General features: G+C 67.2%; 26 protein-coding genes and 1 tRNA gene. 14 read left to right on the forward strand and 13 right to left on the reverse strand.

Translation table 11 applies throughout. The features are described 5' to 3' along the window. Window positions 1–2 precede the first annotated feature (2 nt). Window positions 3–635, reverse strand: coding sequence for a TetR/AcrR family transcriptional regulator (locus tag RCP37_RS01595; RefSeq protein WP_308485311.1), 633 nt, complete (start codon window positions 633–635; stop codon window positions 3–5). After that, window positions 625–1,464, reverse strand: a complete 840-nt coding sequence (locus RCP37_RS01600) for an oxidoreductase (protein ID WP_308485312.1) — start codon at window positions 1,462–1,464, stop codon at window positions 625–627. The genes RCP37_RS01595 and RCP37_RS01600 overlap by 11 nt, the downstream gene beginning before the upstream one ends. 46 nt (window positions 1,465–1,510) lie before the next feature. Between RCP37_RS01600 and RCP37_RS01605 the strand changes: the two genes are divergently transcribed. The 3 genes from RCP37_RS01605 (at window position 1,511) to RCP37_RS01615 (ending at window position 4,777) form a co-directional block, all read left to right on the forward strand. Next, window positions 1,511–2,503, forward strand: a complete 993-nt coding sequence (locus tag RCP37_RS01605; RefSeq protein ID WP_308485313.1) for a LysR family transcriptional regulator — start codon at window positions 1,511–1,513, stop codon at window positions 2,501–2,503. A gap of 140 nt (window positions 2,504–2,643) precedes the next feature. Continuing rightward, entirely contained in the window at window positions 2,644–4,188 is a 1,545-nt protein-coding gene (locus tag RCP37_RS01610) for a PE-PPE domain-containing protein (protein ID WP_308485314.1), read from the forward strand. A gap of 121 nt (window positions 4,189–4,309) precedes the next feature. After that, window positions 4,310–4,777 (forward strand): MTB12 C-terminal domain-containing protein, encoded by a 468-nt coding sequence (locus RCP37_RS01615; protein ID WP_308485315.1) that lies wholly within the window; start codon window positions 4,310–4,312, stop codon window positions 4,775–4,777. Window positions 4,778–4,811: 34 nt separating this feature from the next. Here RCP37_RS01615 and RCP37_RS01620 read toward each other — a convergent pair. Further along, window positions 4,812–4,885, reverse strand: a tRNA-Gly gene (locus RCP37_RS01620). A 160-nt stretch (window positions 4,886–5,045) separates the two neighbouring features. Between RCP37_RS01620 and dcd the strand changes: the two genes are divergently transcribed. The 6 genes from dcd (at window position 5,046) to rfbA (ending at window position 11,117) form a co-directional block, all read left to right on the forward strand. Continuing rightward, window positions 5,046–5,618 (forward strand): dCTP deaminase, encoded by a 573-nt coding sequence (gene dcd, locus RCP37_RS01625; protein ID WP_308485316.1) that lies wholly within the window; start codon window positions 5,046–5,048, stop codon window positions 5,616–5,618. Window positions 5,619–5,727: 109 nt separating this feature from the next. Further along, window positions 5,728–7,176 carry a DUF7159 family protein gene (locus tag RCP37_RS01630; RefSeq protein ID WP_308485317.1) on the forward strand — a complete coding sequence of 483 codons (1,449 nt, stop codon included), beginning with the start codon at window positions 5,728–5,730 and terminating at the stop codon, window positions 7,174–7,176. Between the two features lie 67 nt (window positions 7,177–7,243). After that, the gene (locus RCP37_RS01635; RefSeq protein WP_308485318.1) at window positions 7,244–9,001 is read left to right on the forward strand and encodes a DUF7159 family protein; all 1,758 of its coding nucleotides are present in this window, start codon (window positions 7,244–7,246) and stop codon (window positions 8,999–9,001) included. Window positions 9,002–9,030: 29 nt separating this feature from the next. After that, window positions 9,031–9,792 carry a maleylpyruvate isomerase family mycothiol-dependent enzyme gene (locus RCP37_RS01640; protein ID WP_308485319.1) on the forward strand — a complete coding sequence of 254 codons (762 nt, stop codon included), beginning with the start codon at window positions 9,031–9,033 and terminating at the stop codon, window positions 9,790–9,792. 22 nt (window positions 9,793–9,814) lie between these two features. Then, window positions 9,815–10,177, forward strand: a complete 363-nt coding sequence (locus RCP37_RS01645) for a nuclear transport factor 2 family protein (protein WP_308485320.1) — start codon at window positions 9,815–9,817, stop codon at window positions 10,175–10,177. Window positions 10,178–10,250: 73 nt separating this feature from the next. Next, window positions 10,251–11,117, forward strand: coding sequence for a glucose-1-phosphate thymidylyltransferase RfbA (gene rfbA, locus RCP37_RS01650; RefSeq protein WP_308485321.1), 867 nt, complete (start codon window positions 10,251–10,253; stop codon window positions 11,115–11,117). 8 nt (window positions 11,118–11,125) lie between these two features. Here rfbA and RCP37_RS01655 read toward each other — a convergent pair whose 3' ends face one another. Beyond that, window positions 11,126–11,752 carry a TetR/AcrR family transcriptional regulator gene (locus RCP37_RS01655; RefSeq protein ID WP_373693091.1) on the reverse strand — a complete coding sequence of 209 codons (627 nt, stop codon included), beginning with the start codon at window positions 11,750–11,752 and terminating at the stop codon, window positions 11,126–11,128. 66 nt (window positions 11,753–11,818) lie between these two features. Here RCP37_RS01655 and RCP37_RS01660 point away from each other — a divergent pair, with 66 nt between their 5' ends. Both RCP37_RS01660 and RCP37_RS01665 read left to right on the forward strand, forming a co-directional pair. Beyond that, complete coding sequence (locus tag RCP37_RS01660; RefSeq protein ID WP_308485323.1) at window positions 11,819–13,264, forward strand: carotenoid oxygenase family protein; 1,446 nt, start codon at window positions 11,819–11,821, stop codon at window positions 13,262–13,264. Window positions 13,265–13,273: 9 nt separating this feature from the next. Next, window positions 13,274–13,723 (forward strand): DUF1707 domain-containing protein, encoded by a 450-nt coding sequence (locus tag RCP37_RS01665; RefSeq protein ID WP_308485324.1) that lies wholly within the window; start codon window positions 13,274–13,276, stop codon window positions 13,721–13,723. On the opposite strand, the gene RCP37_RS01670 is transcribed toward RCP37_RS01665, so the two are convergent. From RCP37_RS01670 to RCP37_RS01705, 8 genes are all read right to left on the reverse strand, one after another. After that, a complete protein-coding gene (locus RCP37_RS01670; RefSeq protein WP_373693213.1) occupies window positions 13,707–14,957 on the reverse strand; it encodes a pyridoxal phosphate-dependent aminotransferase in 1,251 nt (416 codons plus the stop codon). The two genes, RCP37_RS01665 and RCP37_RS01670, sit on opposite strands and share 17 nt — an antisense overlap. 118 nt (window positions 14,958–15,075) lie before the next feature. Beyond that, window positions 15,076–17,919 carry a (Fe-S)-binding protein gene (locus RCP37_RS01675; protein ID WP_308485325.1) on the reverse strand — a complete coding sequence of 948 codons (2,844 nt, stop codon included), beginning with the start codon at window positions 17,917–17,919 and terminating at the stop codon, window positions 15,076–15,078. Between the two features lie 233 nt (window positions 17,920–18,152). Then, window positions 18,153–18,719 (reverse strand): hypothetical protein, encoded by a 567-nt coding sequence (locus RCP37_RS01680; RefSeq protein WP_308485326.1) that lies wholly within the window; start codon window positions 18,717–18,719, stop codon window positions 18,153–18,155. 60 nt (window positions 18,720–18,779) lie between these two features. Continuing rightward, complete coding sequence (locus RCP37_RS01685; protein WP_308485327.1) at window positions 18,780–19,151, reverse strand: DUF3054 domain-containing protein; 372 nt, start codon at window positions 19,149–19,151, stop codon at window positions 18,780–18,782. A gap of 24 nt (window positions 19,152–19,175) precedes the next feature. Beyond that, the gene (locus RCP37_RS01690) at window positions 19,176–19,730 is read right to left on the reverse strand and encodes a hypothetical protein (protein ID WP_308485328.1); all 555 of its coding nucleotides are present in this window, start codon (window positions 19,728–19,730) and stop codon (window positions 19,176–19,178) included. A gap of 107 nt (window positions 19,731–19,837) precedes the next feature. Next, a complete protein-coding gene (locus RCP37_RS01695) occupies window positions 19,838–20,398 on the reverse strand; it encodes a hypothetical protein (RefSeq protein WP_373693092.1) in 561 nt (186 codons plus the stop codon). A gap of 115 nt (window positions 20,399–20,513) precedes the next feature. Further along, on the reverse strand, window positions 20,514–20,696 hold the full coding sequence (locus tag RCP37_RS01700) for a hypothetical protein (protein ID WP_308485329.1): 183 nt from the start codon (window positions 20,694–20,696) through the stop codon (window positions 20,514–20,516). A 15-nt stretch (window positions 20,697–20,711) separates the two neighbouring features. After that, window positions 20,712–22,193: an amino acid permease gene (locus tag RCP37_RS01705; RefSeq protein WP_308485330.1), complete on the reverse strand. Its 1,482-nt coding sequence runs from the start codon at window positions 22,191–22,193 to the stop codon at window positions 20,712–20,714. Window positions 22,194–22,785: 592 nt separating this feature from the next. Between RCP37_RS01705 and RCP37_RS01710 the strand changes: the two genes are divergently transcribed. Genes RCP37_RS01710 through RCP37_RS01720 form a run of 3 tightly spaced genes read left to right on the forward strand, consistent with a single transcriptional unit; the run spans window position 22,786 to window position 25,645 of the window. Next, window positions 22,786–23,214 carry an MmcQ/YjbR family DNA-binding protein gene (locus tag RCP37_RS01710; RefSeq protein ID WP_308485331.1) on the forward strand — a complete coding sequence of 143 codons (429 nt, stop codon included), beginning with the start codon at window positions 22,786–22,788 and terminating at the stop codon, window positions 23,212–23,214. Continuing rightward, the gene (locus RCP37_RS01715; RefSeq protein WP_308485332.1) at window positions 23,211–24,374 is read left to right on the forward strand and encodes an FAD-dependent oxidoreductase; all 1,164 of its coding nucleotides are present in this window, start codon (window positions 23,211–23,213) and stop codon (window positions 24,372–24,374) included. The genes RCP37_RS01710 and RCP37_RS01715 overlap by 4 nt, the downstream gene beginning before the upstream one ends. Further along, window positions 24,371–25,645, forward strand: a complete 1,275-nt coding sequence (locus tag RCP37_RS01720; protein WP_308485333.1) for a cytochrome P450 — start codon at window positions 24,371–24,373, stop codon at window positions 25,643–25,645. Before RCP37_RS01715 ends, RCP37_RS01720 begins: the two co-directional genes overlap by 4 nt. A gap of 17 nt (window positions 25,646–25,662) precedes the next feature. On the opposite strand, the gene RCP37_RS01725 is transcribed toward RCP37_RS01720, so the two are convergent. Continuing rightward, a complete protein-coding gene (locus tag RCP37_RS01725; protein ID WP_308485334.1) occupies window positions 25,663–26,151 on the reverse strand; it encodes a winged helix-turn-helix transcriptional regulator in 489 nt (162 codons plus the stop codon). Window positions 26,152–26,174: the final 23 nt, after the last annotated feature.

Consider the following 26,174-nt stretch of genomic DNA (forward strand, 5'->3'; position numbering starts at 1 on the left):
GATCAGCCGGCCTGGGGGGCGTTTGGCGCGAGTGCGCCGCGCAGCGCGACTTCAGCCAGCCGCCGCGCGTGGTCCTCGGTGAGCGGGTAATGCCCGGTCATGCGACGAAAGATGAGCGGCCCGAACAGTAGGTCGATGATGTCGTCGATTGCGATGTCGGAATCGACATCGCCGCGGGTGACGCCCCGTTGCCACAGTTCGGTGATGGCGGCGCGGCGACCGTCGAGAAAGTACTCCCGGCAATAGACCGCGCCCGCCGCATCCTCCACGCCAGCGGCGAGCAACTGCGCGAACACGTTGCCGCGGGCGCTGGCGTAGAACGCCGAGACTCGCACCACCTGTTCGGTGAGATCGCCGACGGCGCTTCCGGTGTCCGGCAACGGCAGATCCTGGGCCATCATCGTGCCGAAAGCCTCGGCGGCCACCGCAGTGCGCGACGGCCAGTGCTTGTAGATGGTGGCCTTGCTGGCCCCGGACCGGGCCGCGATCGCGTCGACGGTCGTGGCGGCATAACCGCCCTCGTCCAGGAGTTGGGCGGTCGCATCCAAGATGGCCTGATGGATGCGATCGCTGCGGGCGCCGGTGGGGCGGGCGAAGGTGTATTCGGCCGCCCCACCGACGGTTTCAGGCGACATCGTCGAAGTCGGTCGAGGCCGAGACGTCGCGCCACTGGTCCAATTCGGCTTGGACGTGGGCGAGCTTGCCCTCGACCGCGGCGATGGTGTCGTTGCCCAGCAGCAGGCGCACCGGGGGCCGCTCGGATTCGACCACGGCGATGATGGCTGCGGCCGCCTTGACGGGGTCGCCGGGCTGGTCGTGGTTGCGCTCGCCCGCGGTCACGCGCATCTTGCCGGCTGGCCCGGCGGCGTAGTCGTCAATGGTGTGCTGCTGGACCTGCAAGCTGGAGGAGTCCAGGAAGTCCGTGCGGAAGTAGCCGGGCTCGACCACCATTGCGTGGATTCCCAGGGGCTGCAGCTCGGCATATAGCGCCTCGGAGAGTGCTTCGACGGCGAACTTGGTGGATGCGTAGACGCCCCATCCCGGTGAGCTGACGAACCCGCCCACCGACGAAATGTTGACGATGGTGCCCGACCGCTGCGCCCGCAGTACCGGGGTGACCGCGCGGGTGACGGTCAACAGGCCGAACACGTTGGTCTCGTAGACGGCACGAACCTCTGCATCGGTGGCCTCTTCGACCGCGCCCAACAGCCCGCGACCGGCGTTGTTGATCAGCACGTCAATACGACCGAAGCGGTCCACTGCCGCCTGCACGGCCTGCTGGGCTTGGGTTTCGTTGGTGACGTCCAGTGCCACGGCCAGCACGTTGGCGCTGTCGCCGAGCGCGTCGGTGACGGTTGCCGCGTCACGCGCGGTCGCGACCACCTGGTGGCCGCGGTCCAGCAAATCGCGTGCGATCTGCAGGCCGAAACCGCGGGAAGCTCCTGTGATGAACCAAACGCTCATGCTCTCACCCTTCCATAAATGAACTGTACGACCAGTTTAGTTCAATGTGAACGAACGTCGCAAGATCTCGGTCGAAGTCGCAGGTTATGCGTCTATATTCGCCGGTATCGACATCAACACCCGCAAGCTGCGCCACTTCGTTGTGGTTGCCGAGGAGCTGCATTTCAGCCGCGCCGCCACCAGCCTGTGTATGACCCAGCAGGCGCTTAGCCGCGAGATCAAGGAACTCGAGGCGTGGGCCGGTGCCAAACTGTTGAACCGCACGACTCGCAAGGTCACGCTCACTCCGGCCGGCGAAATCTTCTTGGCCGGGGCGCAGGCGATGCTGGCGGCGATGGATTCCACGATCACCGATATCGCACGGGCGGTCCGCGGACTGTCCGGGACGCTGCGGCTGGGTTTTGGCCCCGGTGGCGCACTGGAGTTGACCGGCCTGATCGTCGACGAGTTCCGTCGTGAGTATCCCGGCGTCGACGTCACCATGCGTGAGTTCCCGATCGGCGATCCGTCGGCCGGGCTGGCGTCGGGAGTCAGTGATGTGGCGCTGCTGCGGTTGCCGGTGAGCACCCCCGATATCGAGACGGAGCCACTGTTCGTCGACCCGGTCGTCGCGATGGTGTCCGCCAACCATCGACTTGCCGGCTGCTCTTCGGTATCGGTGCGCGATCTCATCGACGACCCGATCACGGTCACCGACACCACCGATGAGGATCACCGTGCATTCTGGTGTCTGGATGCCGTGCGTGATGACGCGACTGCGGCCCAGCGGTTCCCGATCAACTCGGTCACCGAGGAGGCACAGCTGGTTCAGGCTGGGATGGCGGTCGCAATTACCAGTGCGGCAGTCACGCAGTACCTGCCGGCGCCGGGGGTGCGATGCCTGCCGATCGACGACTGGCCGGGATCTGTGGTGGCGGTCGGCTGGCTGCACGATGAACCCAGCCCGCTGGTGGCGCGGTTCGTCGAGGTGGCTTGCGCCGTTCGAGACCGGGAGGTCGACGTGGTACGCGCAATCGAGGGCCGACTGGCGGGTCGCTGATTTCAAAGCCCCCGGGTTGTGAATAACGCCGAATTTATTGTTTCAGTTCGAGGGGCCTGATCGCCAGGATTGAGCGGTCCGCGCTACCCAGTCGCCGGTCAGGCGGTGGCTTGAGCGGCGGCCCACTCGAAGGGCCCCTCTTGAAGCATTCGCACGTTCAGCCGCTGCTCGCCGTGCCACTGGCTCTTGCCGGTGCCGCGCTGCTGGCCCTGCCGCCGTCGGCGGTCTCGCCGGCACAGCGGGATTCCAACATCCTGTCGGCCGCGGTGCGGCTGCTCTCCGGGGACGGCTCGGGATTTGCCACGGTCGACAGCTTGCCTGCGCCCGGGCAGGGTGTGGCGCTGCTGATGGGCGGCAGCGGGGTGCCGTGGCCGGGATTGGCTGAGACGCAGTGGGCCTTCAATCACTACTCGCTGGCCAACGTCGCAGACTTCGGCGACTACGTGCCGGTGCGGGTGTTCACCCCCGAGGGTGCCCAGCCGGCCTTCGGGGGTCTCAAGAGCCTGCCGTATGACAAGTCGGTAGCTCAAGGAGTGCAGAATCTGGAGGCCCAGATCGCCCAGCAACTGCAGGCCGGCCACCCCGTCGCCGTCGGCGGCGTCTCCCAGAGCGGGACCGTCAACTCTGAGGTCCTGCGCGACATCGCCACCGGCAAGTTTGTCCCCGACTACAGCAACGTGCCCGCCGGCGTCACGCCCCTGCAGTTTCTGAGCCTGGGCAACCCGAGCAACCCCAACGGCGGTTTCCTGGAGCGGTTCAACCTGCCGGAGGATCCCGGCGGGAGCATCACCAGCATCGGATTGACCTTCGACGGCGGCGCACCCACCGACACCGGAATCCCGGTGATCAGCTACTGCCTGGAATACGACCCCAACTGCGATTTTCCGGTCTACACCCAGAACCTGGTCTCGGACCTCAACGCCATGGCGGGCTGGGCACTGGTGCACCCGCACTACATCCTGCGGGACCCGGTGGGCGGGTCGGCGGTGACCGACGAGCAGATCGCGAACGCACTGCAGTTGCCCACCTCTGAGGGATACAGCGGCGGCTCCACCTTTTACGTGATGCCCTGGGAGGGCCAGCTGCCGTTGGCCACCGTGATCCAGATGATCGCGGGCAAGCCGATCGCCGACCTGTTGGAACCGGACCTCAAGGTGCTCGCCAACCTCGGTTACGGCGTCGACCCCACGACGGGCTGGTCGACGTTGCCGGCCGACGTCGCCACCCCGTTGCGGATCTTCCCGACCCTGAACGCGGAGGAGTTCAACACGATCCTCGACGCACTGTGGTCCGGCGCAAAGCAGGGCTTCAACGCGTTCGTGGACGACCTGTTGCACCCTGCGGCTGCCGCCGGCGGGCTGTCGGGGCTGTTGGATGCCGCGGACGCCTCCAGCGGGCCGCACTCGCTCATCGACATCGCCAGCACACTTAGCAGCCTGTGGTCGACTGTGTCGTCGCTGGGGATGCCGGCGTCGGACATCATCAACGCGCTGACTGTCGAGCTGCCGGCTCACGCCCTGACCGTGTTGACGAACTCCTTGCAAGACGGGCAGAGCCTAGGGGACGCGCTGTCGCTGACGTCGGCGTTCGCCACCGGGCTGGAATCACTGGCCGGGGGTTTCGCGGTGATCGTTGGGCTACAGGCCGTCCAGCAGATTCAGGCTGACTTGGCCCAGCTTTTCTAGAGCGCAGCGGCGGCCCTGGCCTTCGGCAGCGTGCCGAGGGCCGGGGCGCGGGTCCATGAGATTTCCTTGGCTGTTGCAGAGGCAAAACATCGTTGACACATAGCGAAGTTAGCTTTGCGCCATGAGAATCGTCGCCTCCGTTGTGCTTGCTGCTGCGCTCGCGGGCGCGGCTGTCCCCTACACGGCCGCTGCTGCCGATCCTGTCCCGACACCCGACGAGGTGCTCGCCGCGATGGCCGAGCTGACCAACCCGGACATCCCTGCGGTGAACAAGGGCAACGTCGTCACCCCCGGCTTCAGTCCCGAGGAAGCCCAGCTGATCGATCAGCGTCTGCGGGAAACCCAAGAGGCCGGACTGCTGCCCTACAACTTCGTGGTGAGCGACATTGCGCCCGCGCCGGACAACTCCGCCGGAGCAACCGTCACCTCGGTGGGGGGCTTTCATGAGGAGAGCGCGCCCGAGCCCATCGTGCTGTCCGAGCAGGGTGGGCGCTGGCTGATCACGCACGACACCGCCTTGACTGCCCTGGATCACTTCTGGCACAACGCCAACCGGCCGTTTGTGCCCATCGTGCCGTGGGTGAAGTAAGCGGGTCTCCCCAGAGGATTGGGATGCTCAAACGTGGAGCCGATGACGGGAATCGAACCCGCGTATTCAGCTTGGGAAGCTGATGTTCTGCCATTGAACTACATCGGCACTGGTGCGCTAGCAGGCTAGCATCCGGGAGCCCAGCCGCTCCGCGAGTGTGCGGAATCGTTGGCCGATCGGCCGAAAACCGAATCAAACCGCACACTCGATGGCCACCACGGGCTTGGTCATCCGGCCCAGCCTGCGGGCCGAGCGATACGCTCGTGCCGTGCTGCTCTCCGATCGCGATCTGCGGGCCGAAATCGCTGCTGGCCGGCTGGGCATCGACCCGTATGACGACGCGCTGGTCCAGCCGTCCAGCGTGGACGTCCGCCTCGACAGCCTGTTCCGGGTGTTCAACAACACCCGCTACACCCACATCGACCCGGCTCAACAGCAAGACGAGCTGACCACGCTGGTCGAACCCAAAGCCGGCGAGCCGTTTGTGCTGCACCCCGGTGAGTTCGTGCTGGGCTCCACGCTGGAGTGCTGCACCCTGCCGGAGGATCTAGCCGGCCGACTGGAGGGCAAGTCGAGCCTGGGCCGACTGGGCCTGCTGACCCACTCCACCGCGGGCTTCATCGATCCCGGCTTCTCCGGGCACATCACGTTGGAGCTGTCCAACGTGGCGAATCTGCCGATCACGTTGTGGCCGGGGATGAAGATTGGCCAGCTGTGTCTGCTGCGATTGACCAGTCCGGCGGAACACCCTTACGGCAGTACGCGCGTAGGGTCGAAATATCAGGGCCAGCGCGGGCCGACGCCGTCCCGCTCGTACCAGAACTTCATCAAGTCCGGTTAGCCCTCGGACCTGACGGTCGCCCCGCGGCTGCGATGAAGCCGGTATCGGCCAGCCCTGGTGGGGGTTCGGCCCACATGCCTGGCCGATAAGCAGTAACAGGGGAGGTTTCGTGGAGATCGTTCTCGGGGTGTCGGTGGCACCCTCGGCGGTCCGCATGGTGTTGGTGGAAGGTGAAAACGCCGACGGGGTCACCGTGGAACACGACGACTTCGACGTCGTAGACGGTGCCCAAACCGCGCCAGAGCGGGTGGTATCGGCCATCCTGGGGACCCGCGAGGGCGCCCGGGAAGGCGGTTATGAGCTCAGCTCCACCGGCGTGACCTGGAGTAGCCCGGCCGAGGCGAACGCGCTGCGTGAGGCGCTGGCCGGGCGCAAGGTCGAGAACGTGATGCTGGTGTCGGCGTTTTTGGCCGCCGCGGCGCTGGCCCAGTCGGTGGGTAGTGCGACGCGTTACGCCCGGACTGCCCTGCTGTTCGTCGAGCCGGAAGCCGCCACGTTGGCCGTCGTGAACTCTGATGACGGCTCGATCACCGAGATTCACCGCCAGCCACTGTCGAACGATGACGAGAGCGCGGTCGGTGAGATCACCGAACTGGCGGCCGGCGCGCAACGGCTGGAGTCGAACCCCGACGGTCTGTTTGTGGTGGGCTCCGGGGTCAACGTCGCGATGATCAAACCGGAGTTGGACAAGGCCACCCCGCTGCCGGTCAGCGTGCCGGAGGAACCGGACATGGCGTTGGCCCGCGGCGCGGCGCTGGCCAGCGCGCATGCCCCGCTGTTTTCGTCCTCCACCCGGGCGGTGGCCTGGGCGCAGGACCCGGGCACCGGTGAGCTGGACCCGGCACTGGCCAGTGCCGGATACGCCTACATCGCGCCCGACGGCGTCAACTACGACGACGAGGTGGACTACAACGCCACCAGCGACAACGAGCCACTGGCCTACAGCGCGCTTCCGGACAGCGGCGTGGTTCTCGGTGGCGCGTTGCCGGATCTCGTCGATGATCCCGAGCTCGTCGACTCCCGGATGCTGGACTTCAGCACCGGGATCCAGCCGCGGGAACGCAAGCCGATGCTGGTCACCGGCGGGGTCGCGGCGCTGTTCGTGATCGGGGTGCTGGGGTTGGCGGTCGCGTTGGCCGTCGGAATGCGGGCGGCCAATCAGCACCGTCCCGACGTGCGGGCCAATGTCGTCAGCCATCCGCCGGCGGCCGTCGTCACCCCGGCGCCCGCGCCGCCGGCGGCCCCGCCCGCCCCGGCCGGCGAGCCGGCTCCGCGGGCTCCCGCTCCGGTCCCGGAGGCACCAGCCCCGCGGGCACCGGCACCGGCACCGGCACCCCTGCCGGTGGCACCGCCTCCACCGCCGCCGGCGCTACCGCCGCCCCCGCTGCCCAACCTGGGGATTCCGGGTCTGCCCGGAGGTCCGCCGCTGTTCGGCCCGCCTCGCGGCGGCGACGACTGGGGGCCCGGCGGTGGACATGGTCGAGGGGGTGGTCACGGTGGCGGTCACGGCCGCGGTGGTGGCGGGTTCCCGTTCAAGATCCCCGGCCTTCATTTCTGAGTGGGCACGCGCATCCAACAGTCGTAAGATGGGCTAATAATTCGCCGGCCCTAGTGGAGGAGGTGCGGTGGACATCGTTCTGGGGGTCTCGATGGCACCGCCATCGGTACGCATGGTGCTCGTCGAGGGAGAGCGCGCCGGTGGCGTGACCGTCGATGAAGACGGATTCGAGGTGGACGCCGACGAGATGGCGTTCCCCGACCAGGTCGTGTCGGCCATCCTGGGCACCCAGGAAAGTGCACGCGAGAGTGGCTACCGACTGGCCTCGACCGGGGTGACTGTCGCCAACCAGCTGCAAGCGGGCCAGCTGCGCGACGCGCTGGCCGGTCACCGGGTCGAGAACGTGATGCTGGTGTCGGCGTTCTTGGCCGCAGCCGCACTGGCACAGACGGTGGGCGGATCGGTCGGCTACGAGCGGACCGCGCTGATGTTCGTCGAGCCGGACGGGGCGACCCTGGCCGTCGTCGACTCGTCGGATGGCTCGATCGCTGAGGTGCAACGGGTGGCCCTGCCTTCCGACGACGCCGGCGCGGTGGGCGCGCTGACCCGGCTGGCCGCCCAGGCCGGCCGCCTGTCGTCGCGACCCGACGGTTTGTTCGTGGTCGGTTCCGGAGTCAACGTCGGCATGGTCAAGCCCGAGCTGGACGCGGTCAGTGCCATCCCGGTCAGCGTGCCCGAGGAGCCCGAGACCGCGCTGGCGCGAGGCGCGGCGCTCGCCAGTGCGCACGCGCCGCTGTTCGACTCCTCAACGTCGGCGTTGGCGTGGGCCCGCGACCCGGGCACCGGCGTGATCGACCCGGACCTGGTCGCGCTCGGCTATGCCTCTCCGGCCTATCGAACCGACTATGACGCCACCGGGGACGAGTACGCGCTGGCCTACAGCGCCGTTCCCGACGACGTCGCCGACAGCGGCTACCTGAACCGGATCGACGCCGACGGCTTTGACGGCACCGTCATCGAGGACGACGACGATCACCCGCCGAGTTCCGGGGTGGATCAGTTCGACGACAGCAAGCACCAGCAGCGCCGCAGGCCCTTCCTGCTGGCCGGCAGCGGGCTGGCGGCGTTCTTCGTCGTCGGGGTCTCCAGTCTGGTGGTGGCGCTGGCGGTCAGCATCCGGCCTACCGCCGCAGATCACCCGCCACCCACCGGGCACATAGTGGTCCCCACCCAGCAGGCGCCGGCCCCGGCGCCCGCCCCCGAAGCGGCGCCGCCAACTGCGCCCGCGCCGCCACCGGCGGCTCCGCCCGTCACTGAGGTCCCGGTCGCGCGGCCAGCGCCGGCGGCGCCTGCCCCTGCCCCGGCGGCTCCGGCTCCCGCCCCGGCGGCTCCGGCTCCTGCTCCCGCGGCTCCGGCCCCCGCGCCAGTGGCTCCGGTGCCGATTCCGATCCCGGTGCCCATCCATGTGCCCGCGCCGGTCGAGGCCCCGGCCCCGGCTGCACCGATCCCCGCGCCATCTCCGATCCAGCAACCCGAGCTGCCGCCGATCTTCCGGCCGCCGTCCAACAACGGCGGAAACCCGTCCTGGCTGCCGGGTAACAACAACGGTGGTGGCAACAAGGGGGGCAACCCGTCCTGGCTGCCCGACAACGATGGCGGCGGCAAGAAGGGCGGCAACCCCTCACCATGGCTGCCCGGCATCGGCGGCAACGGCGGCGGCGGGAACCCATGGTTTCCGGGCCTCGGCGGCGGTGGCGGGGGCAACGGTGGCGGCCGCGGTGGCGGCGGTGGCGGCGGTGGCGGCGGCTCCTGGTTCCCGGGCTTCGGCGGTGGCGGAGGCGGCGGCCATGGCGGTGGTGGCGGTAAAGGTGGTTGGCCCTTCTGAGCCCGTCCAGAATCCACTAGCCTGACGGCGTGGACTACGCCGCAGCATTACTCGATGAGACGCGCGCGTTCGGGGAGCTGATCCGCACCGGTGATCCGCAGCTGGCGATCCCCACCTGCCCGGAGTGGAATCTCACCCAACTGTTCCGGCACTTCGGGCGCGGAAACCGTTGGGCCGCACAAATCATCGCCGACCGCATGGACGGTCCCCTGGACCCGCGTGACGTCGTCGACGGCAAGCCGCCCGCCGACCCGGACGCAGCGATCGACTGGCTGCACGCCGGCGCGCAGCGGGTGTTGGACGCCGTCGCCCACAGTGGACCGGACACGCCGGCGTGGACGTTCATGGGACCCCGCCCGGCCTCCTGGTGGGTACGCCGCCGGCTGCACGAGGCGACCGTGCACCGCGCCGATGCCGCGCTGGCACTCGGGAGTGACTTCGCCCTGTCTCCGGAGTTGGCCGCCGACGGGATCGGTGAATTGCTGGACCTGATCCCCGCACTCATCGCGCGCAACGGACAAGCGTTGCCGTTGGCCGACGGCCACAGCGTGCACCTGCACGCCACCGATGACGGCCTCGGGTCGGCGGGGGAGTGGACCATCAGCCGGCCGACCGGGACCGACACGGTGAGCTGGTCGCATGAGCACGGCAAAGGCTCGGTGGCACTACGGGGCTCGGCCCGCGACCTGTTTTTAGCGGTGATGCGCCGGGTACCGGTGGCCGATACCGACATCGCGATCTTCGGCGACGCCACGGTGTGGCAGAACTGGGTCGACCACACCGCCTTCTGATCGGGCGGTAGTTTTGGCGAGCATGAGCACATCGGAGATCGCAACGGTCCTCGCCTGGCACGACGCCTTGGCCGCCGGTGACCTGGACACCCTGGAAAAGCTGTCCAGTGACGACATCGAAGTGGCCGACGCCGACGGCGCCGGACAGGGCCATCAGGCATTGCGCGGGTGGGCCGCTTCGGCACAGGTGAGCGCCGGAATCGGCCGGATGTATGTGCACCACGGTGTGGTGGTGGCCGAACTGATCCCCGCAGGAGGAGCAGACGCAGCCCAGGCGGTCGCCTTCCGGGTGGTACACGACCGCGTCACCGCGGTGTTCCGCCACCAGGACCTGGACAGCGCCCTGGCCGCCACGGACCTCAACGAAGCCGATCGGGTCGACTAGCCCGCTGTGTTGATGACGTCGACCCGCTGCGCCCGGCTCCGCCGCGCTTGCGATCGCCGTTAGGCTAAGCGGCATGCGCGGGATCATCCTGGCCGGTGGCTCCGGCACCCGCCTGCATCCGATCACCATGGGCGTGAGCAAGCAGCTGCTGCCGGTGTACGACAAGCCGCTGGTCTACTACCCCCTGTGCACGCTGATGCTGGCGGGCATTCGGGACATTCAGTTGATCACCACCGGTCATGACGCGCCTGCCTTCCAGCGACTGCTGGGTGATGGCAGCGCATTCGGAGTCGACATCAGCTACGCCATCCAGGAGCAGCCCGATGGTTTGGCGCGCGCTTTCATGATCGGCGCTGACCACATCGGCACCGACTCCGTCGCGCTGGTGTTGGGGGACAACATCTTCTACGGCGCCGGTCTGGGGACCAGCTTGCGCCGTCATCAATCCCTTTCCGGTGCGGTTATTTTCGCGTACTGGATGGCCGACCCCTCGGCCTACGGTGTGGTCGAGTTCGACGCGAACGGGTCGGCAGTGTCGGTCGTGGAGAAGCCGAGCGCACCCAGCTCGCACTATGCGATACCGGGGCTGTATTTCTATGACAACGACGTCGTCGAGATCGCCAGGGGCCTCAAGCCTTCCGCGCGCGGCGAGTACGAGATCACTGACATCAACCAGACCTACCTCGATCAGGGCCGGCTCACGGTCGAGACACTGGCTCGGGGCACCGCATGGCTGGACACCGGGACCTTTGACTCGCTGCTTGATGCCGGTGATTACGTCCGCACCGTCGAGCGCCGCCAGGGCCTCAAGATCGGCGTTCCCGAAGAGGTGGCCTGGCGGATGGGTTTCATCGACGACGCTGCGCTCGCCGACCGTGCTGCGGGGCTGTGCAAGTCCGGCTACGGCGACTACCTGATGGGGTTGTTGGATCGTCGGTGACGGGTGGCTCACTGACGAATCGCGTCGGCCGCCCGCCGCAGCGACAACTCGGCGCTTTCCCGACTGTCGCCCATCCCGACGAACATGTCGATGGTCATCGGGCTGAGGATGTGGGTCAGAGCCCGGCCATCCTGCTCGAACGTGCCGACAAGTTCCAGCAGCACCACACCGTGGATCATGCTCCAGATCCGCCCGGCCAGTTCGACGGTGTCATCCGCGCGGATCCGGCCGGTGGCGATGATCCGCTCAACCGCGGTGACGAGTTGGTCGAAGGTCGCCGTCGCCACCGGCATCTCGGGGGCGTGAAACTTCTGCGGTGCGGCGAGCCCGAACATCAGCCGATACCGCTGCGGACTGGCTAGCGCGAACTGCCGATAGGCGTGGCCCATGACGAAGAAGTCGGCCATCGGATCGTCGGTCTTGGGGGCGGACGCCAGGGCGGCACCGAAACGCTCGAACGCGGCGGAGACGATCGCCTCCAGCAGGCCGTTCATCCCGCCGAAGTGGGTGTAGACCGCCATCGTGGAGGCCCCGATCTCGGCGGCGACCTTCCGGGCCTGCAATGACTCGGGGCCGGCACTGTCCAGCAGGCGAGTACCGGCCTCGATCAGACGGTCTCGCGGGCTCAGATCCACCCTTGCCATGATGCCATAACAGTGTTATACATAGTCCATAACATCGTTATGGACCGGAGGTGTCCGATGACTAATCCCTACCTGCAGGGCGGGTTCGCGCCGATCGCACAGGAGTACACCCTCACCGAGCTGGCGGTCACCGGGACCATCCCGGATTACCTGGATGGGCGCTACCTGCGTAACGGGCCCAACCCGGTCGGCGAAATCGATCCGGCCTTCTATCACTGGTTCATCGGTGACGGCATGGTCCACGGCGTGCGCCTTCGCGACGGCAAGGCCGAGTGGTACCGCAACCGCTACGTGCGGGGCCCGCAGACCGCGGCCGCGCTCGGCGAACCGCCGCGCCCCGGCCGGCACGGCGGGGCCTCCGGGATCGGCGCCAACACCAACGTGATCGGCCATGCCGGGCGAACTCTCGCGCTGATCGAGGGTGGCATCTCCTGCTACGAACTGACTGACGAGCTGGACACCGTCGGCACCTGCGACTTCGACGGCACCCTGTCGGGCGGGTACACTGCGCATCCCAAGCGCGACCCCAATACCGGCGAGCTGCATGCTGTTTCGTACGCGTTCAACCGCGGAAACAGCGTCCAGTACTCAGTGATCGGCACCGACGGTCGAGCGCGGCGCACCGTGGATGTTGAGGTCACCGGATCGCCGATGATGCACGACTTCTCGCTGACCGAGAACCACGTCGTCTTCTATGACCTGCCGGTCACCTTCGACACCCGCCAGGTCGCCCAGGGTGCGGCGCCGCCGGGTCTGCGGTTACCGGTGCGGCTGATCATGTCGGCTCTGATCGGGCGGGTGCGCATCCCGGACCCGATCATGGCCCGGCTGCCGATGCCCAAGGGCAGCGTGCGCACCATGCCGTATCGGTGGAACCCGAAATACCCTGCGCGGGTGGGGGTAATGCCGCGTGAGGGGGGCAATGCAGATGTTCGATGGTTCGAGGTAGAGCCCTGCTATGTGTTCCATCCGATGAATGCCTACGACGATGGTGACACCGTCGTACTCGACGTAGTCCGGCATCCGAAGATGTTCGACACCGAGATGCGTGGCCCCGCCGAGGGGCTACCCACGCTGGAGCGGTGGACCGTCGACCTGGCCGACGGCAAGGTTCGCGAATCCCGGGTGGACGACCGTGGTCAGGAGTTCCCGCGCGTTGACGAACGACTGGTCGGCAAGCGGCACCGGTTCGGCTACGCGGTCAGTATCGGCAACGGCGTGGTGCCCGACGCGACGCTGCTCAAGCATGACCTGGTCGGCGGGTCGACGGCGACACGGTCATTCGGCGAGGGAAAACAGTTAGGCGAGTTCGTCTTTCATCCGAAGACAACGGGAGCGGCCGAAGATGACGGCGTCCTGATGGGCTTCGTCTATGACAGCGGGACCGACACCACCGAACTGGCGATCCTGGACGCGGCCACGTTGCAGGACGTCGCGAGCATCCACCTGCCGCACCGTGTTCCCGCCGGATTCCATGGCAACTGGGTGCCTACCGGTCAATAGGGGGCCGACATGACCACGAGATTCGTTACACCATCGGATTCTGCGGTACGAGTAGGTGACGCGGAACGGGGACATGCCGCCGATCATCTCGGTCAGGCATTCACTCAGGGATATCTGTCGATGGAGGAATACGAGACGCGACTGGCCCGGGCTTTTGAGGCTCAAACCGCCGGCGCGCTCAGGGATCTGCTCACCGATCTGCCTGTCGCGCAGATCATCAGGCGTGACCCGCGCCGTCGTGCGCAACGTCGTGCCGCCGCGCGACGGGGCGTGCGGATGCACTTGGGCGCTTACCTGGCGGTGTCGGTGTTGATGATCGCCATCTGGTTGGTGACTGCGGTGTTCGCCGGCGCGTGGTACTTCTGGCCGGTCTGGCCGATCCTCGGGTGGGGCATCGGCATCGTTTCGCACGCGATTCCCGTCGGGGCGTGTGCGCGAAGAACTACGGCCGGTAGCTGACCAGGAAGTTGCCCAGGCGCTCGATCGCGCTGGACAGGTCGCGGGCCCACGGCAGGGTCACGATGCGCAGGTGGTCGGGCGCCGGCCAGTTGAACCCGGTGCCCTGGGTGACCAGGATCTTCTCCTGCAACAACAGGTCCAGTACCAACTGCTCGTCGTTGTCGATCGGGTAGACCTCGGGGTCCAGGCGCGGGAACGCGTAGAGCGCGCCGCGGGGCTTGACGCAGGAGACGCCGGGGATCTCGTTGAGCTTGCTCCAGGCGACGTCACGCTGTTCGAGCAGCCGGCCGCCCGGCAGCACCAGATCATCAATGCTCTGGTGGCCGCCCAGCGCCACCTGAATGGCGTGCTGGGCCGGCACATTCGGGCACAGTCGCATGTTGGCCAGCAGATTGATGCCCTCCAGGAAGCTGGTCGCATGCTCCTTGGGGCCGGTGATCGCCAGCCAGCCGGAGCGGTAGCCGGCTACCCGGTAGGCCTTCGACAGGCCATTGAAGGTCAGACACAACAGATCTGGCGCCAGGGTGGCCAGGCTGGTGTGCTCGGCGTCGTCGTAGAGGATCTTGTCGTAGATCTCGTCGGCCAGCAGCAACAGCTGGTGCTTGCGGGCCAACTCGGCGATCTGGCTGAGCACCTCGCGGCTGTAGACCGCACCGGTCGGGTTGTTGGGGTTGATCACCACCAACGCCTTGGTGCGTTCGGTGATCTTCGATTCCATGTCGGCGATGTCGGGCTGCCAACCCTGGGTCTCGTCGCACAGATAGTGCACCGGCGTACCACCGGCCAGCGAGGTCGATGCCGTCCACAACGGGTAATCCGGTGCGGGGATCAGCACCTGGTCGCCGTTGTCCAACAGCGCCTGCAGTACCAGCGAAATCAGCTCGGATACGCCGTTCCCGAGGTAGACATCGTCGACGTCGAAGCGGGGGAATCCCTCAACCAGCTCGTAGCGGGTGACCACCGCGCGCCGGGCCGGCAGGATGCCCTGGGAGTCCGAGTAACCCTGCGCATACGGCAGCGCCTGGATCATGTCCCGCATGATCACGTCGGGCGCGTCGAACCCGAACGGTGCCGGGTTGCCGATGTTGAGCTTGAGGATGCGGTGCCCTTCGGCCTCCATCCGGGCGGCCTGGGCATGGATCGGACCGCGGATCTCGTAGAGGACATCCTGCAGTTTGGTCGACTGCGCGAACGTACGCTGCCGTGGCTGGCTGCCGGTGGCAGGCCAGGGCATCTGGTGCGGTAACGAATGAGCGGTCACGTTGGCAATAATCCCATAGCTGTCCAATTAAAATTTGCTCGAGAAACAAGTTGGGGCCGTATGTGCACCCATACGGCCCCAACCTGTTATCTCAGCGTTTGCCCGGCGGGCGTGCCCCGCGCTGGATGCCCAGCCCCTTCACCGGCGGCTGTTCCTTGGGCGCCTCCGCTGCCGGAGCGGCCTCGGGAGCGGCCTCGGGAGCGGCCGCGGGCTCGGTGGCGGTCGAGGTGGGCTCGGCGGCGGCCGATACCGGTTCAGCGGCCGCAGCTGCCGGTTCCGCGGCGGCCGGAGCCGCCTTCTTAGCGCCCGGCTTGCGGGCGCCCGCGGCCATGCCCAGGCCCTTGACCGGAGCAGCCGGAGCCGCCGCGGGTGCGGCCGGCTCGGCCGGTGCCGCGGGTGCGGCAGCGCTGGCCTCGGCGGCGGGGGCAGCGGCCGGGGCCGCCTTCTTGGCGCCCGGGCGCTTGGCGCCACCGGCCATGCCCAGCCCCTTCACCGGGGCTGCCGGTGCCGCGGGGGCGGCAGCGCTGGCCTCGGCGGCGGGGGCAGCGGCCGGGGCCGCCTTCTTGGCGCCCGGGCGCTTGGCGCCACCGGCCATCCCCAGGCCCGTCACCGGGGCCGCGGCCTTGGCCTCGGCAGCCGGCTTCTCCGCCGTCGCGGTGGCCACCGCGGCCGGTGCCGGTGCCTTTTCCTCGACCTTCTTCGGCCCGGCCTTAGCGGCGGCCTCGGCGGCAGTGCCCTTGGCCGGCAACGTCACCGCGTCCATGTCGAGGGACTCCAGCAGCAGCTGGGCGATGTCACGCACGTCCACATCGGAACGCCCGGAGGCTTCGATGCGGTCGTCGATGCCGTCACTGACCATCACCCGGCAGAACGGGCAGCCGGTGGCGATGGTGGTGGCACCGGTGGCCAGCGCCTCATCCACGCGGTCGTGGTTCACCCGCTTGCCGATGTGCTCTTCCATCCACATCCGGGCACCGCCGGCGCCGCAGCAGAACGAGCGGTCGCGGTTACGCGGCATCTCGACCAGGTTGGCACCTGAGGCCTCGACCAGCTCACGCGGCGGCTCGTAGACCTTGTTGTGGCGGCCCAGGAAGCACGGGTCGTGGTAGGTGACCTCCCGCGACACCGGAGCGACCGGAATCAGTCGCTTGTCGCGGACCAGCCGGTTGAGCACCTGGGTGTGGTGCAGCACCGTGTATTCGCTGCCCAGCTGCGGGTATTCGCGGGAGATCGTGTTGAAGCAGTGCGGGCAGCTGGCGATGATCTTGCGGTCGGGCTTGTCCAGGCCGTCGAACACCTCGTTGAGCATCTCGACGTTCTGCGAGGCCAACTGCTGGAACAGGAACTCGTTGCCGGCACGCCGGGCGGGGTCACCGGTACAGGTCTCCCCGGTGCCCAGCACCAGGAATTTCACGCCGGCAGCGGCCAGCAGTTCCGCGGTCGCCTTGGTGGTCTTCTTGGCGCGGTCCTCATAGGCGCCCGCGCAGCCCACCCAGAACAGGTACTCGAACCCGTCGAAGCTGTCGACGTCCTGGCCGTAGACCGGAATGTCGAAGTTGAGCTCGTCGATCCAGGAGGTGCGCTCCTTGGCGTTCTGCCCCCACGGGTTGCCCTTGTTCTCCAGGTTCTTGAACAGCACACCCAACTCGGAGGGGAACTCCGACTCCACCAGCACCTGGTAGCGGCGCATGTCGACAATGTGGTCGATGTGCTCGATGTCCACCGGGCACTGCTCGACGCAGGCGCCACAGTTGGTGCACGACCACAGCACGTCGGGGTCGATGACGCCGCCTTCTTCGGCGGTGCCCACCAGCGGGCGGACGGCCTGCTCCGGGCCGGAGCCGCCGATGCGCTCGAAGCCCTTCTCCGGCACGTGGTGGCCGGGCAGCGGCTTAGCGTCGGCCAGGTCGACCTCACCGGTCGGCATCGGCTTGTCGCCGAGCAGGTAGGGAGCCTTGGCCATCCAGTGGTCACGCAGGTCCATGATGAGCAGCTTGGGGCTCAGCGGCTTGCCGGTGTTCCAGGCGGGACACTGCGACTGGCAGCGGCCACACTCGGTACAGGTGGCGAAGTCGAGCATGCCCTTCCAGGTGAAGTCGTCGATCTTGCCTCGGCCGAACACCGCGTCTTCCGGCGGGTTGTCGAAGTCCAGGGGCTCGCCCTGGTACTCGATCGGCAGCAGCGGGCCCAGGGCGTTCGGCAGTCGCTTGAAGGTGACGTTGATCGGGGCCAAGAAGATGTGCAGGTGCTTGGAGTTCAGCACGATCAGCAGGAAGCCCAGCGCCACGGCAACGTGCAGCAGCAGTGCGGCGGTCTCGATGTTCTCGTTGGCAGCGAGCCCCAGCGGCGCCATGACCTTGCCCATGAGGTGCGACAGGTAGGCGCCCTTGCCGTAGGGCAGGGTGCCGGTGTTGGCCGCGGCCCCGCGCAGCAGCAGGAACGTCCAGACCACGTTGAGGATCATCACGAGGATCAGCCATGCACCGCCGTTGTGCGAGCCGTAGAACCGGGACGACCGGCCGTGCTCGGTCGGGTTGCGCAGGACCCGGATGACCATGAACACGAAGATCGACAAGGTGACCGCGGTGATGAAGAAGTCCTGCATGAAGCCCAGGAAGTCCCAGTGCCCGACGAGCGGGATGGCGAAGTGTGGGTTGAACATCTGGCCGTAGGCCTCGATGTAGACCGTGATCAGGACGAAGAACGCCCACATGGTGAAGAAGTGGGCGATCCCGGGGATATTCCACTTCAGCAGTTTGGCCTGGCCGGCGACCTCGCGGAGCTGGGTCTCGATCCGGGACTTGATGTCGTTCGTCCGCTCGGCGCCGACCTTCTGACCGGACATGACCAGTCGGAAGAGCCAGAACACCCGGCGCGCGGCCAGTAGGCCAACGAGTCCCGTCATGGACAGGCCGACCACCAGCCTGATCAGCATCTGGGTATTTTCGGTCACGGAGAGCCTCTCCCATCCACAAGTTACCGGACAGTAACTTAGCTATGGTTACTGACGGGTAACTTACCGCCAATCTTGCGCAGCACCAGTTCAAGCCCTGATCGGTGCTCGCTCATAGTGCCACTCCAAGGTCGTCCAGCGCGACAAAGGCTGGCCTAACTGTATCGGCGGGCGACCGTTCGGACGGGCTTTCGCGCGCCGTGAGTAACCGGAATTCAGAGCCCGGGCAGTGGGATGACGATCGCCGGTGGCTGTCGCGTCAGCGTAGGCGTGGCGGGGGCTGCCGTGGTGCTCGGTGCTGTCGTAGTCGGGGCCTCGGTCGTGGTCGGCGGCGCCGTGGTGGTGGGTGGCTCGGTGGTCGTGGTGGTGCTCGGTGCCTCGGTAGTGGAAGTGGGCGGCTCGGATTCCGTCGCCGGCGGCGGGTTTTCGTCGGTGGCGGCGTGGGACGGGGCCGGGGCGATGGGCTCTTCGACGGGTGCGGTGGACGTCACCGAACTGGTCGCCGGTGCGGTGGGGATCGGTTCCTTGTTCACCAGCCGGACCATGCCCCACACCAACAGGGCGATCAGGATTGCGGTGAGCACTCCCAGGCCGACCAGCGCGACCGGTCGCAGATACCAGGGGGTTGGTGGTGGCGGCGGTTCGGTCCACTCGGGCTGGCGGCCGGTGGGCTCGCAATGCTCGCTGTAGTAAGCGGGTTCGCCGTAGTTACCGTTGCCGCCGTAGTCGTAGCCGGCCATCTGGGTCGGCTCGTTGTTGGGGTCGTCCGCCGAACGGTTCACACGCACCGAGGGTACGTATCGCGCCTGACGAAACCCCGCGATGACGCTGGCTGAAACCCGTCAGCTGTCCAAACGCCGGCGGGCGACAAGCTCGACGACCGCTCGCCAGCCCAGCAGAAACGCGGCGGTGACCGTCGAGGCGACCAGGATGAAGCTCGTCGCCACGCCGGCGGAGGTCGCCTCGCGCAAAAGCATGCCGACCAGCACTGTCGAGATCCAGACCGTCACCCCGGTGGGCCAAAGGGCGGTGGGCCTGCGCCAGCCGCGCGACAACAGCCAGCCCAGCACCGTGCCGCTCAGAAACGGCCAGGCCGTGGTGGCCAAGCCGCTGAGAGTGAGGCCCTCATCGTGGCTGCGCCGGCCGAGAGCGCAGAAGATCAACACGGCCACCACGTCAATGCCGAGCCAACCCGGCTTGCGCGGTGATTGCATGCGGCGAGAGTACCGGGCCGGGATCTACCGCCTGGGCGGCAGTGTGATCACCGTCGGCAGCTCGGGAACCTTGGGGATCGGCGGGATGGTGATCACCGACGGCAGATGCGGTAGGTGGCGATGCGGCGGCTCGCTCGCGGGCGGTGCCTGCTGTGCCGGCGGCTGTTGCGGCGGAGCCTGCCGGGGCGGGGCCGCCGTCGGTGCGGTGGTGCTGGGCGCACTCGAGGAGCTGGTCGTGCTGCTGCTGGTGCTGCTGCTTGACGAGCTGGTTGCCGGTGTGGTGCCGCCGCCGGGTCCGCGGCTGGTCAGCTGGATGATCCCCCAGACCACCACCGCGAGCATCACCGCGATAAGCCCGAACCACGCGATCAGCACCGATCGGCGGCGAAACCACGGAGTGGACGACAACGCAGCGAAATCGGTGCCCTGCGGGTCGGTCGGCTCGTCGAAAGTGTTGTACGGGGCGTATTGGGTCGGGGCGTTGCCGGCTTCGTAGCCGGGATTGCGCCCCGGATTGGCGGGGCCGAACGGAGCCGGAGGCGGCCCGGGCGGCTGTGGGCCGCGCTGGGCGGAGGGCATGGACCGAGTGTGGTCCTCGCTGGGTTTGCCGGAACCGTCCGAAGATCCGAAGCGCGCCATTTCACCGATCGTATCGGAAAGTACTGGCCGGCGACTGGGGCGAAAAATCAGAAGGTATCGACGTTGTCGACGCTGACCAGCATGCCGTGACCGGAGCGGTCGTTGGTGAACCGTGTGCCGTTGATATCGGCGTTGATCGTCCAGCCTTGCGCCTGGTAGGTGAGGTAGTCGATGGTGACGACCGGGATATCGCCCAGGTTGCCCAACACCCATTGCACGGTGCCCTCGGCGCTGACACTGACGCCGTTGGCGTGCTGTCCGTCCTTGAGAGGCGTGTTAGTGAACTGCGCTTCACAGTCGACCTGTGATGACGAGATCTGGCAGCGGGTCCGGCCGGATTTCGTCTCGATGAAGACGTAGCCGTTGTCGTCGGGCGGCAGGGGGATGGCGTCGGCCGGCCGGTTCGGGGTGGCCGACTTGGTAGGGCTCGGCGGGCTCGGCGGTGCGGTGCTGGTGCGCGGCGGCCGGAACGACGGCTCCGGTGGCCCCCCGCCCGGTGCTGCGGTCGGGTGGCCGTCGACGGTGGTGCTGCAACCCGTCAGCAGCAGCCCGGCCGCCAGCGTCAGCTTTCCGGCCGTCCTGCGCTTCGACTGGTCTGGTACCCGCACTGATTCCCCCGCTGACATATGTTGCGGCCCAGCGTACGCATTCAGTGACATCAGTGGCTGCAGTGACGCGCGGTACTACCGGTGCGACGCCCGCGGGCCGGGGAGGGGCCTGCGGTCAGGACAGATCACGGAAGGCCAGCGCCGTACCGGCGACCGCCGTCACCGCGGCGAGTGCATAACCCACCAGCGACCACCAGCCGGCGTGCAGGTAGGCGGTGACGGCCACGATCGCGATGGCGCAGAAGACCAGCACCATTCCATACAGCGGGGGTCTGGCTGCGTAACGGTTGCGGGCCATATGTTTTCGGGCCTTCTACTCGTCCGGATCCGGCTGCGCGGCCACAGCCGATGTCTGTTCGGGAGTCGTCTCGGCGAGGGCGGCCGCGGCCTGCACCCGTCCGCGCACCAGATACCAGCCGATGATCAGTGCCGGTGTACCGATGAGCAGCACTCCCCGCACGAACGGGCCGCTGCGGTGATCGAACAGCATCAGGACCAGCACGCAGGCCAGGAACGCCAAGGTCACGTACCCGCTGTAGGGCGCCAGCGGCATCCGGAACGACGGCCGTTTCAGCACCCCGGCATTGGCCAGCCGGAGCAACCGCAGCTGGCAGGCCACGATGGTCGCCCATGCCGCCATGACTCCGACCGCGGCGATGTTGAGCACGATCTCGAAGGCCTGGCCGGGGCGCAGCGCGTTGAGGACGACGCCCAGCAGGCCGACGCCACTGGTCAGCAGGATGCCGCCGTAGGGCACCCCGTTCTTCGAGATCTTGGCGGTGAACGCCGGGCCGCTGCCGTTGACCGCCATCGAGCGCAGGATCCGCCCGGTGGAGTACAGCCCCGCGTTGAGGCTGGAGAACGCGGCGGTCAGCACCACCAGGTTCATCAGGCTGCCTGCGCCGGTGAAACCGACTTTGGAGAAGAACGTGACGAAGGGGCTCTGGTGCTCCTTGAAAGCGGTGTACGGCAGCAGCAGCGCCAGCAGGACTACCGAGCCAACGTAGAAGATCGCGATGCGGGCCACTACCGAGTTGATCGCCCGCGGCATGACCTTCTCGGGGTTCGGGGTTTCGCCGGCGGCGGTGCCGACCAGTTCGACCCCGGCATAGGAGAACACCACTCCGGAGGTCACCAATACCAGCGGGAGCAGGCCGGTCGGCAGGAGTCCACCGTTCTGGGTCAAGAGGTGCAGGCCGGTCTCCTGGCCGTCGACCTGGTATCGGCCGCCCAAGAAGATGGTGCCGACCACCAGGAACGTCAGCAGCGCGAGAACCTTGATCAGCGCGGCCCAGAACTCCAGCTCGCCGAAGAGCTTCACCGAGATCAGGTTCATCGACAGCACCGCCAACAGGGCGATCAGGGCCAGCGTCCACTGTGGGATCACCTCGAACAGGTGCCAGTAGTGGAAGTAGCTGGCGATCGCGGTGGTGTCGACGATGCCGGTCATCGACCAGTTCAGGAAGTACAGCCACCCCGCGACGTAGGCGGTTTTCTCGCCGAAGAATTCACGCGCGTACGAGACGAACGATCCCGGCGACGGTCGGTGCAGCACCAGCTCGCCGAGTGCGCGCAGGATGAGGAAGGCAAAGGCGCCGCAGATCGCGTAGACGATGAACAGGGCCGGCCCGGCCGAGGCGAGCCGGCCGCCGGCGCCGAGGAACAGTCCCGTCCCGATGGCTCCGCCCAGGGCAATCATCTGCAGCTGCCGCGGGGCTAGGTCCTTGTGGTAGCCCTCATTCTCACGGGTTAGTGCAGCGGAGGGAGCAAGGTGGGAGTTGGGGGCGTGTGCCATCGCGCTATTTACCGTGCCTGTCGTCGTGAGGTTCGTGCCATGGTGTCAGAGGCTGGCACGCGTAGGCCAGCTTTGATGCTCGCGTCGCTCAGACGTCTCACAGCTTATTTCCTAAAGTGGCGCGCTGTCCCCGAGTGGCGATATTGGCGAAATGTCCGGTCTAATTCCGGATAGCACGGGCAATTTCCGCGATGATCCGCCAACTGCCGAGGCGTTATGCCGTTGTTCCGCAACGCTAGTCGCCGCGGGGCCAAATTTCCGTGCAAGCAACCATCGCTTCAAGTATGGCGACCACGTATGCCCTTTTGAGCAGCTGTTGATCTCCTGTGTGATACCTAATTCGTCCGTCGGTATGTGAGTCAGATCAACATTGCTCCCCGCCGCAAGAGGTGCGTCGGTCACCGTCGTCGGTCGCGGATCCGGACGTCCAGTCAGGCCGGTGCAGGCGCCGGCGGGTGTGGCGGCGCCGATGGCACGCCAGGCACCCCGGCCTCCTAGCGCAGGCCGGTTCGTCGACGCCGCTCGCCGATCCGATGGACACGGTGGAGCGGATCGCGCGCCTGCTCCGTGACGGGTGACTACGGTTGCGGTTATGGCCGATCGACCCGCGCGAGTCGCAGACGTGCACGAGGTTGCTGCGTCGATGCCGCATGTCACTAGAATCGAAGGGCCGAAAGGCAATTCGATCTATCAGGTGGGCGGCAAGTCGTTCGTGTTCTTCCGTACCCCCCGGCCCGACGCCAAGGACCCCGTTACGGGTGAGGCCTACCCGGATGTCATCGTGATCTGGGTCGAATCCGACGCGGACAAACAGGCCCTCATTCAAGACCCCGCAACACCGTTCTTCAGCACTGATCATTTCAACGGCCATCTGTCCGTTCTGGTTCGGGAGGCAGACCTGCACGCGATCAGCAAGAGTGAACTGGCCGAAGTAGTCCAGGACGCCTGGCTTTCTCGAGCCTCGAATCGACGGAGGGCGGCCTGGCTGGCTACCCACGGCACCGACGGTCCGGCCCGATGAGCAACCGAATCGGCGTAGTTGGGGCTGGCATCGCCGGGCTGGCGACTGCGATCGCGCTGCAGCATCGCGGTCACGGTGTCACCGTTGTCGAACAACGGACCGATACCTCATCGGGCGCCGGCATCAGCATCTGGCCCAATGCCCTGGCCGCCCTGGATAGCCTCGGTCTAGGCGATGAGGTCCGTGCGGCGGGCGGCCGGATCACCGCGGGCGCGGCGCGCTGGTACGACGGGTCGTGGCTGCGCCGCCCGGCGGCCGAACGGATGGTCCGGGCACTTGGTGAACCGCTCGTGGTGGTGCAGCGCTCGGTGCTTCGCGACATCCTCGCCGAAGCGCTGGCGGCAGGCAGCCTCCACTACGGCCTTGCCGCCACGGACGTGACGATGCTGGGAGACGTTGTAGGGCTGCAGCTTTCGGATGGCACGGTCAGTACGTTCGATGCTGTCATCGGCGCCGACGGCATCCATTCGGTGCTGGCTCGCCACCTCAACGGCCCGCTGCGCCGGCGCTACGTCGGTTACACCGCATGGCGGGGAATCGCTGCCTATGCCCTGAATCCCGACCTGGCGGGCGAAACCATGGGGCCCGGAATCGAAGTCGGGCATGTGCCGATGGGGCCGGACCTGACCTATTGGTTCGCTACCGAACGTGTCCCCGAGGGGCAACGAGCGCCCGAGGGGGAACTGGCCTACCTGCGAACCAAGTTCGCCCAGTGGTGTGAGCCCATCCCGAGCATTCTGGCCGCAACGTCGCCTGCCGACGTGTTGCGCGATGACCTCTACGACCGCGGACCCGCCCGTCACTGGGCGCGCGGCCCGATAGTGCTGGTCGGCGATGCGGCCCATCCCATGCGTCCGCATCTGGGGCAGGGCGGCTGCCAGGGCCTGGAAGACGCCGCCATCCTGGCTGAATTCGTTGACCAGGCACCCGATCTGACCACCGCGTTCGCCAGGTTCGTCGCCTTCCGTCGGCCGCGGGTCGCCCCGCTGGTCCGGGAGTCGGCATGGTTCGGGAAAGTCGTCAACGCGCGGCCCGGCTTCCTCAGCGCCGCCGCCAGCCGCGCCACCGGTCTGATTCCCGAAACGCTGCTGATGCGGCACCTGGCAAGCGTTGCCGCAGGATCGGCATTTGTGCTGCCGGCGGCGGGGGCGCCGCGATGAGGCCAGGGTTGTGGCTTAGATGGGCAGTGTTGCAGGGGTTTCCGCGCGCGTTTCTTGCCGTGCAGGCGCGGCGCGGCGACCCGATGGCACGTTTGCTCATCGGCCCAGTGCGTGGCGGCGACCCGGAACCGCTGACCGAACAGATCCGTGCGCGTGGCCGATTGACGCGCACGCCGTTCGTCTCGGTGACGGCCGACCATGAGCTGTGCCGGGCAATCCTGCGCGACGACAGGTTCGGAGCGAGCAACCCGGCCAATATCAATCTGCCCAAAGCGACTCGCTGGTTGATCGACCGAACGGACCCGGGGCTGCCGAATCCGGCTGAGCCGCCCTCGATGCTGGTGGTCGATCCGCCCGACCACACGCGTTACCGACGTGCGGTGGTGCGCGCGTTCACTCCTCGTGCGATCGACAAGTTGCGGACCCGGATCGTCGAGATCACTCATGAGTTGCTGGATCGGATGGAATCGTCAGCGCGTCCGGATCTGATCGCCGACTTCGCGGGGCCCTTACCGGCGTTGATCATCGCCGAGATTCTCGGCATCCCCGACGAACAGCGGTCGCAGATGCTCGACCGGGGTGATCGTGGCGCACCGTTGCTCGATATCGGGGTGTCGTGGAGCACCTTTCGATGTGCCATGCAGTCCCTGCGGGAAAACGATCACGAGTTCAGCGACCACATCGAGCGGTTGCGCAACAACCCCGGTGACGACATCTACAGCCAGATCATCCGCGACGGGGACCTCGACCGACGCGAACTGGGTGTGACCGCACTGCTGCTCGCCGGCGCGGGTTTTGAGACCACCATCAACCTGATCGGCAACGCGATCGTGCTGTTGCTGCGCCACCGCGAACAGTTGGCGAAAGTGCGCGAGGACCCCCAATTGTGGCCGGGCGCGGTCGAGGAAGTCCTGCGCTTCGACAGCCCGGTGCAGATGACGTCGCGCAACGCCCTCTGCGACCTCGAGCTTGCCGGATACGACCTCACCGCCGGCGAAACGGTGGCGCTACTGCTGGGCGGCGCCAACCGCGACCCCGGCGTGTTCGAGGAGCCCCGCCGTTTCGACGTCACCCGGGCCAACGCCAAAGAGCATCTGTCGTTCAGCAGCGGGATCCACGCCTGCCTCGGCGCCAACCTGGCCCGGATGGAAGCCACCATCGCGTTGCAAGCGTTGTTCGAACGGTTCCCCGACCTGCAGCTCGACGGACCTCCGACGCCACGCGGGCTGGCCACCCTGCACGGCTTCCGGCGCATTCCGGCGACCACCTGATCTGGCGCGCCCGGGTGTCATTCAGGACGTGACACCTTTGACGTGACCAGCCGTGCGCCCAGTTCGCCGGGCTCGACGCGGTGACCTTCGGTGCAGCGGATCTCGACCTGCGCGTCCGCGCCGCAGTCCAGATGCGTCAGACGTAGCCGCCCCCGGTTGGGCAGGTGACGTTGTCCCCACTGGAACATGGCCCAGACCACCGGCATGAAATCAGTGCCGGCGTCGGTCAGGACGTATTCGTCGCGGCTGCGCTGGCCGGGCTCACGGTAGGGCCGGCGGGCCAGCAACCCGAGTTCGACGAGTTCCGCGAGCCGTGTCGCGGTCGCTGCTTTGGTGATGCCGACCCGGATCGCGAAGTCATCGAATCGGGTAGTGCCGTAGTAGGCCTCGCGCATGATCAGCATCGCGGATTTGGTTCCGACGACCGCCATGGTCTTTTCGACGGGGCACTCACCGATCGCTGACCAGGAACCACGGTCAGCGAGTGGCCCCTGCAGAAAAGTCATCTCCATCCACCTCACTCCTGAGT

Origin of the sequence: Mycolicibacter sp. MU0102 (assembly GCF_963378105.1) — a bacterium.
GTDB lineage: Bacteria > Actinomycetota > Actinomycetes > Mycobacteriales > Mycobacteriaceae > Mycobacterium > Mycobacterium holstebronense.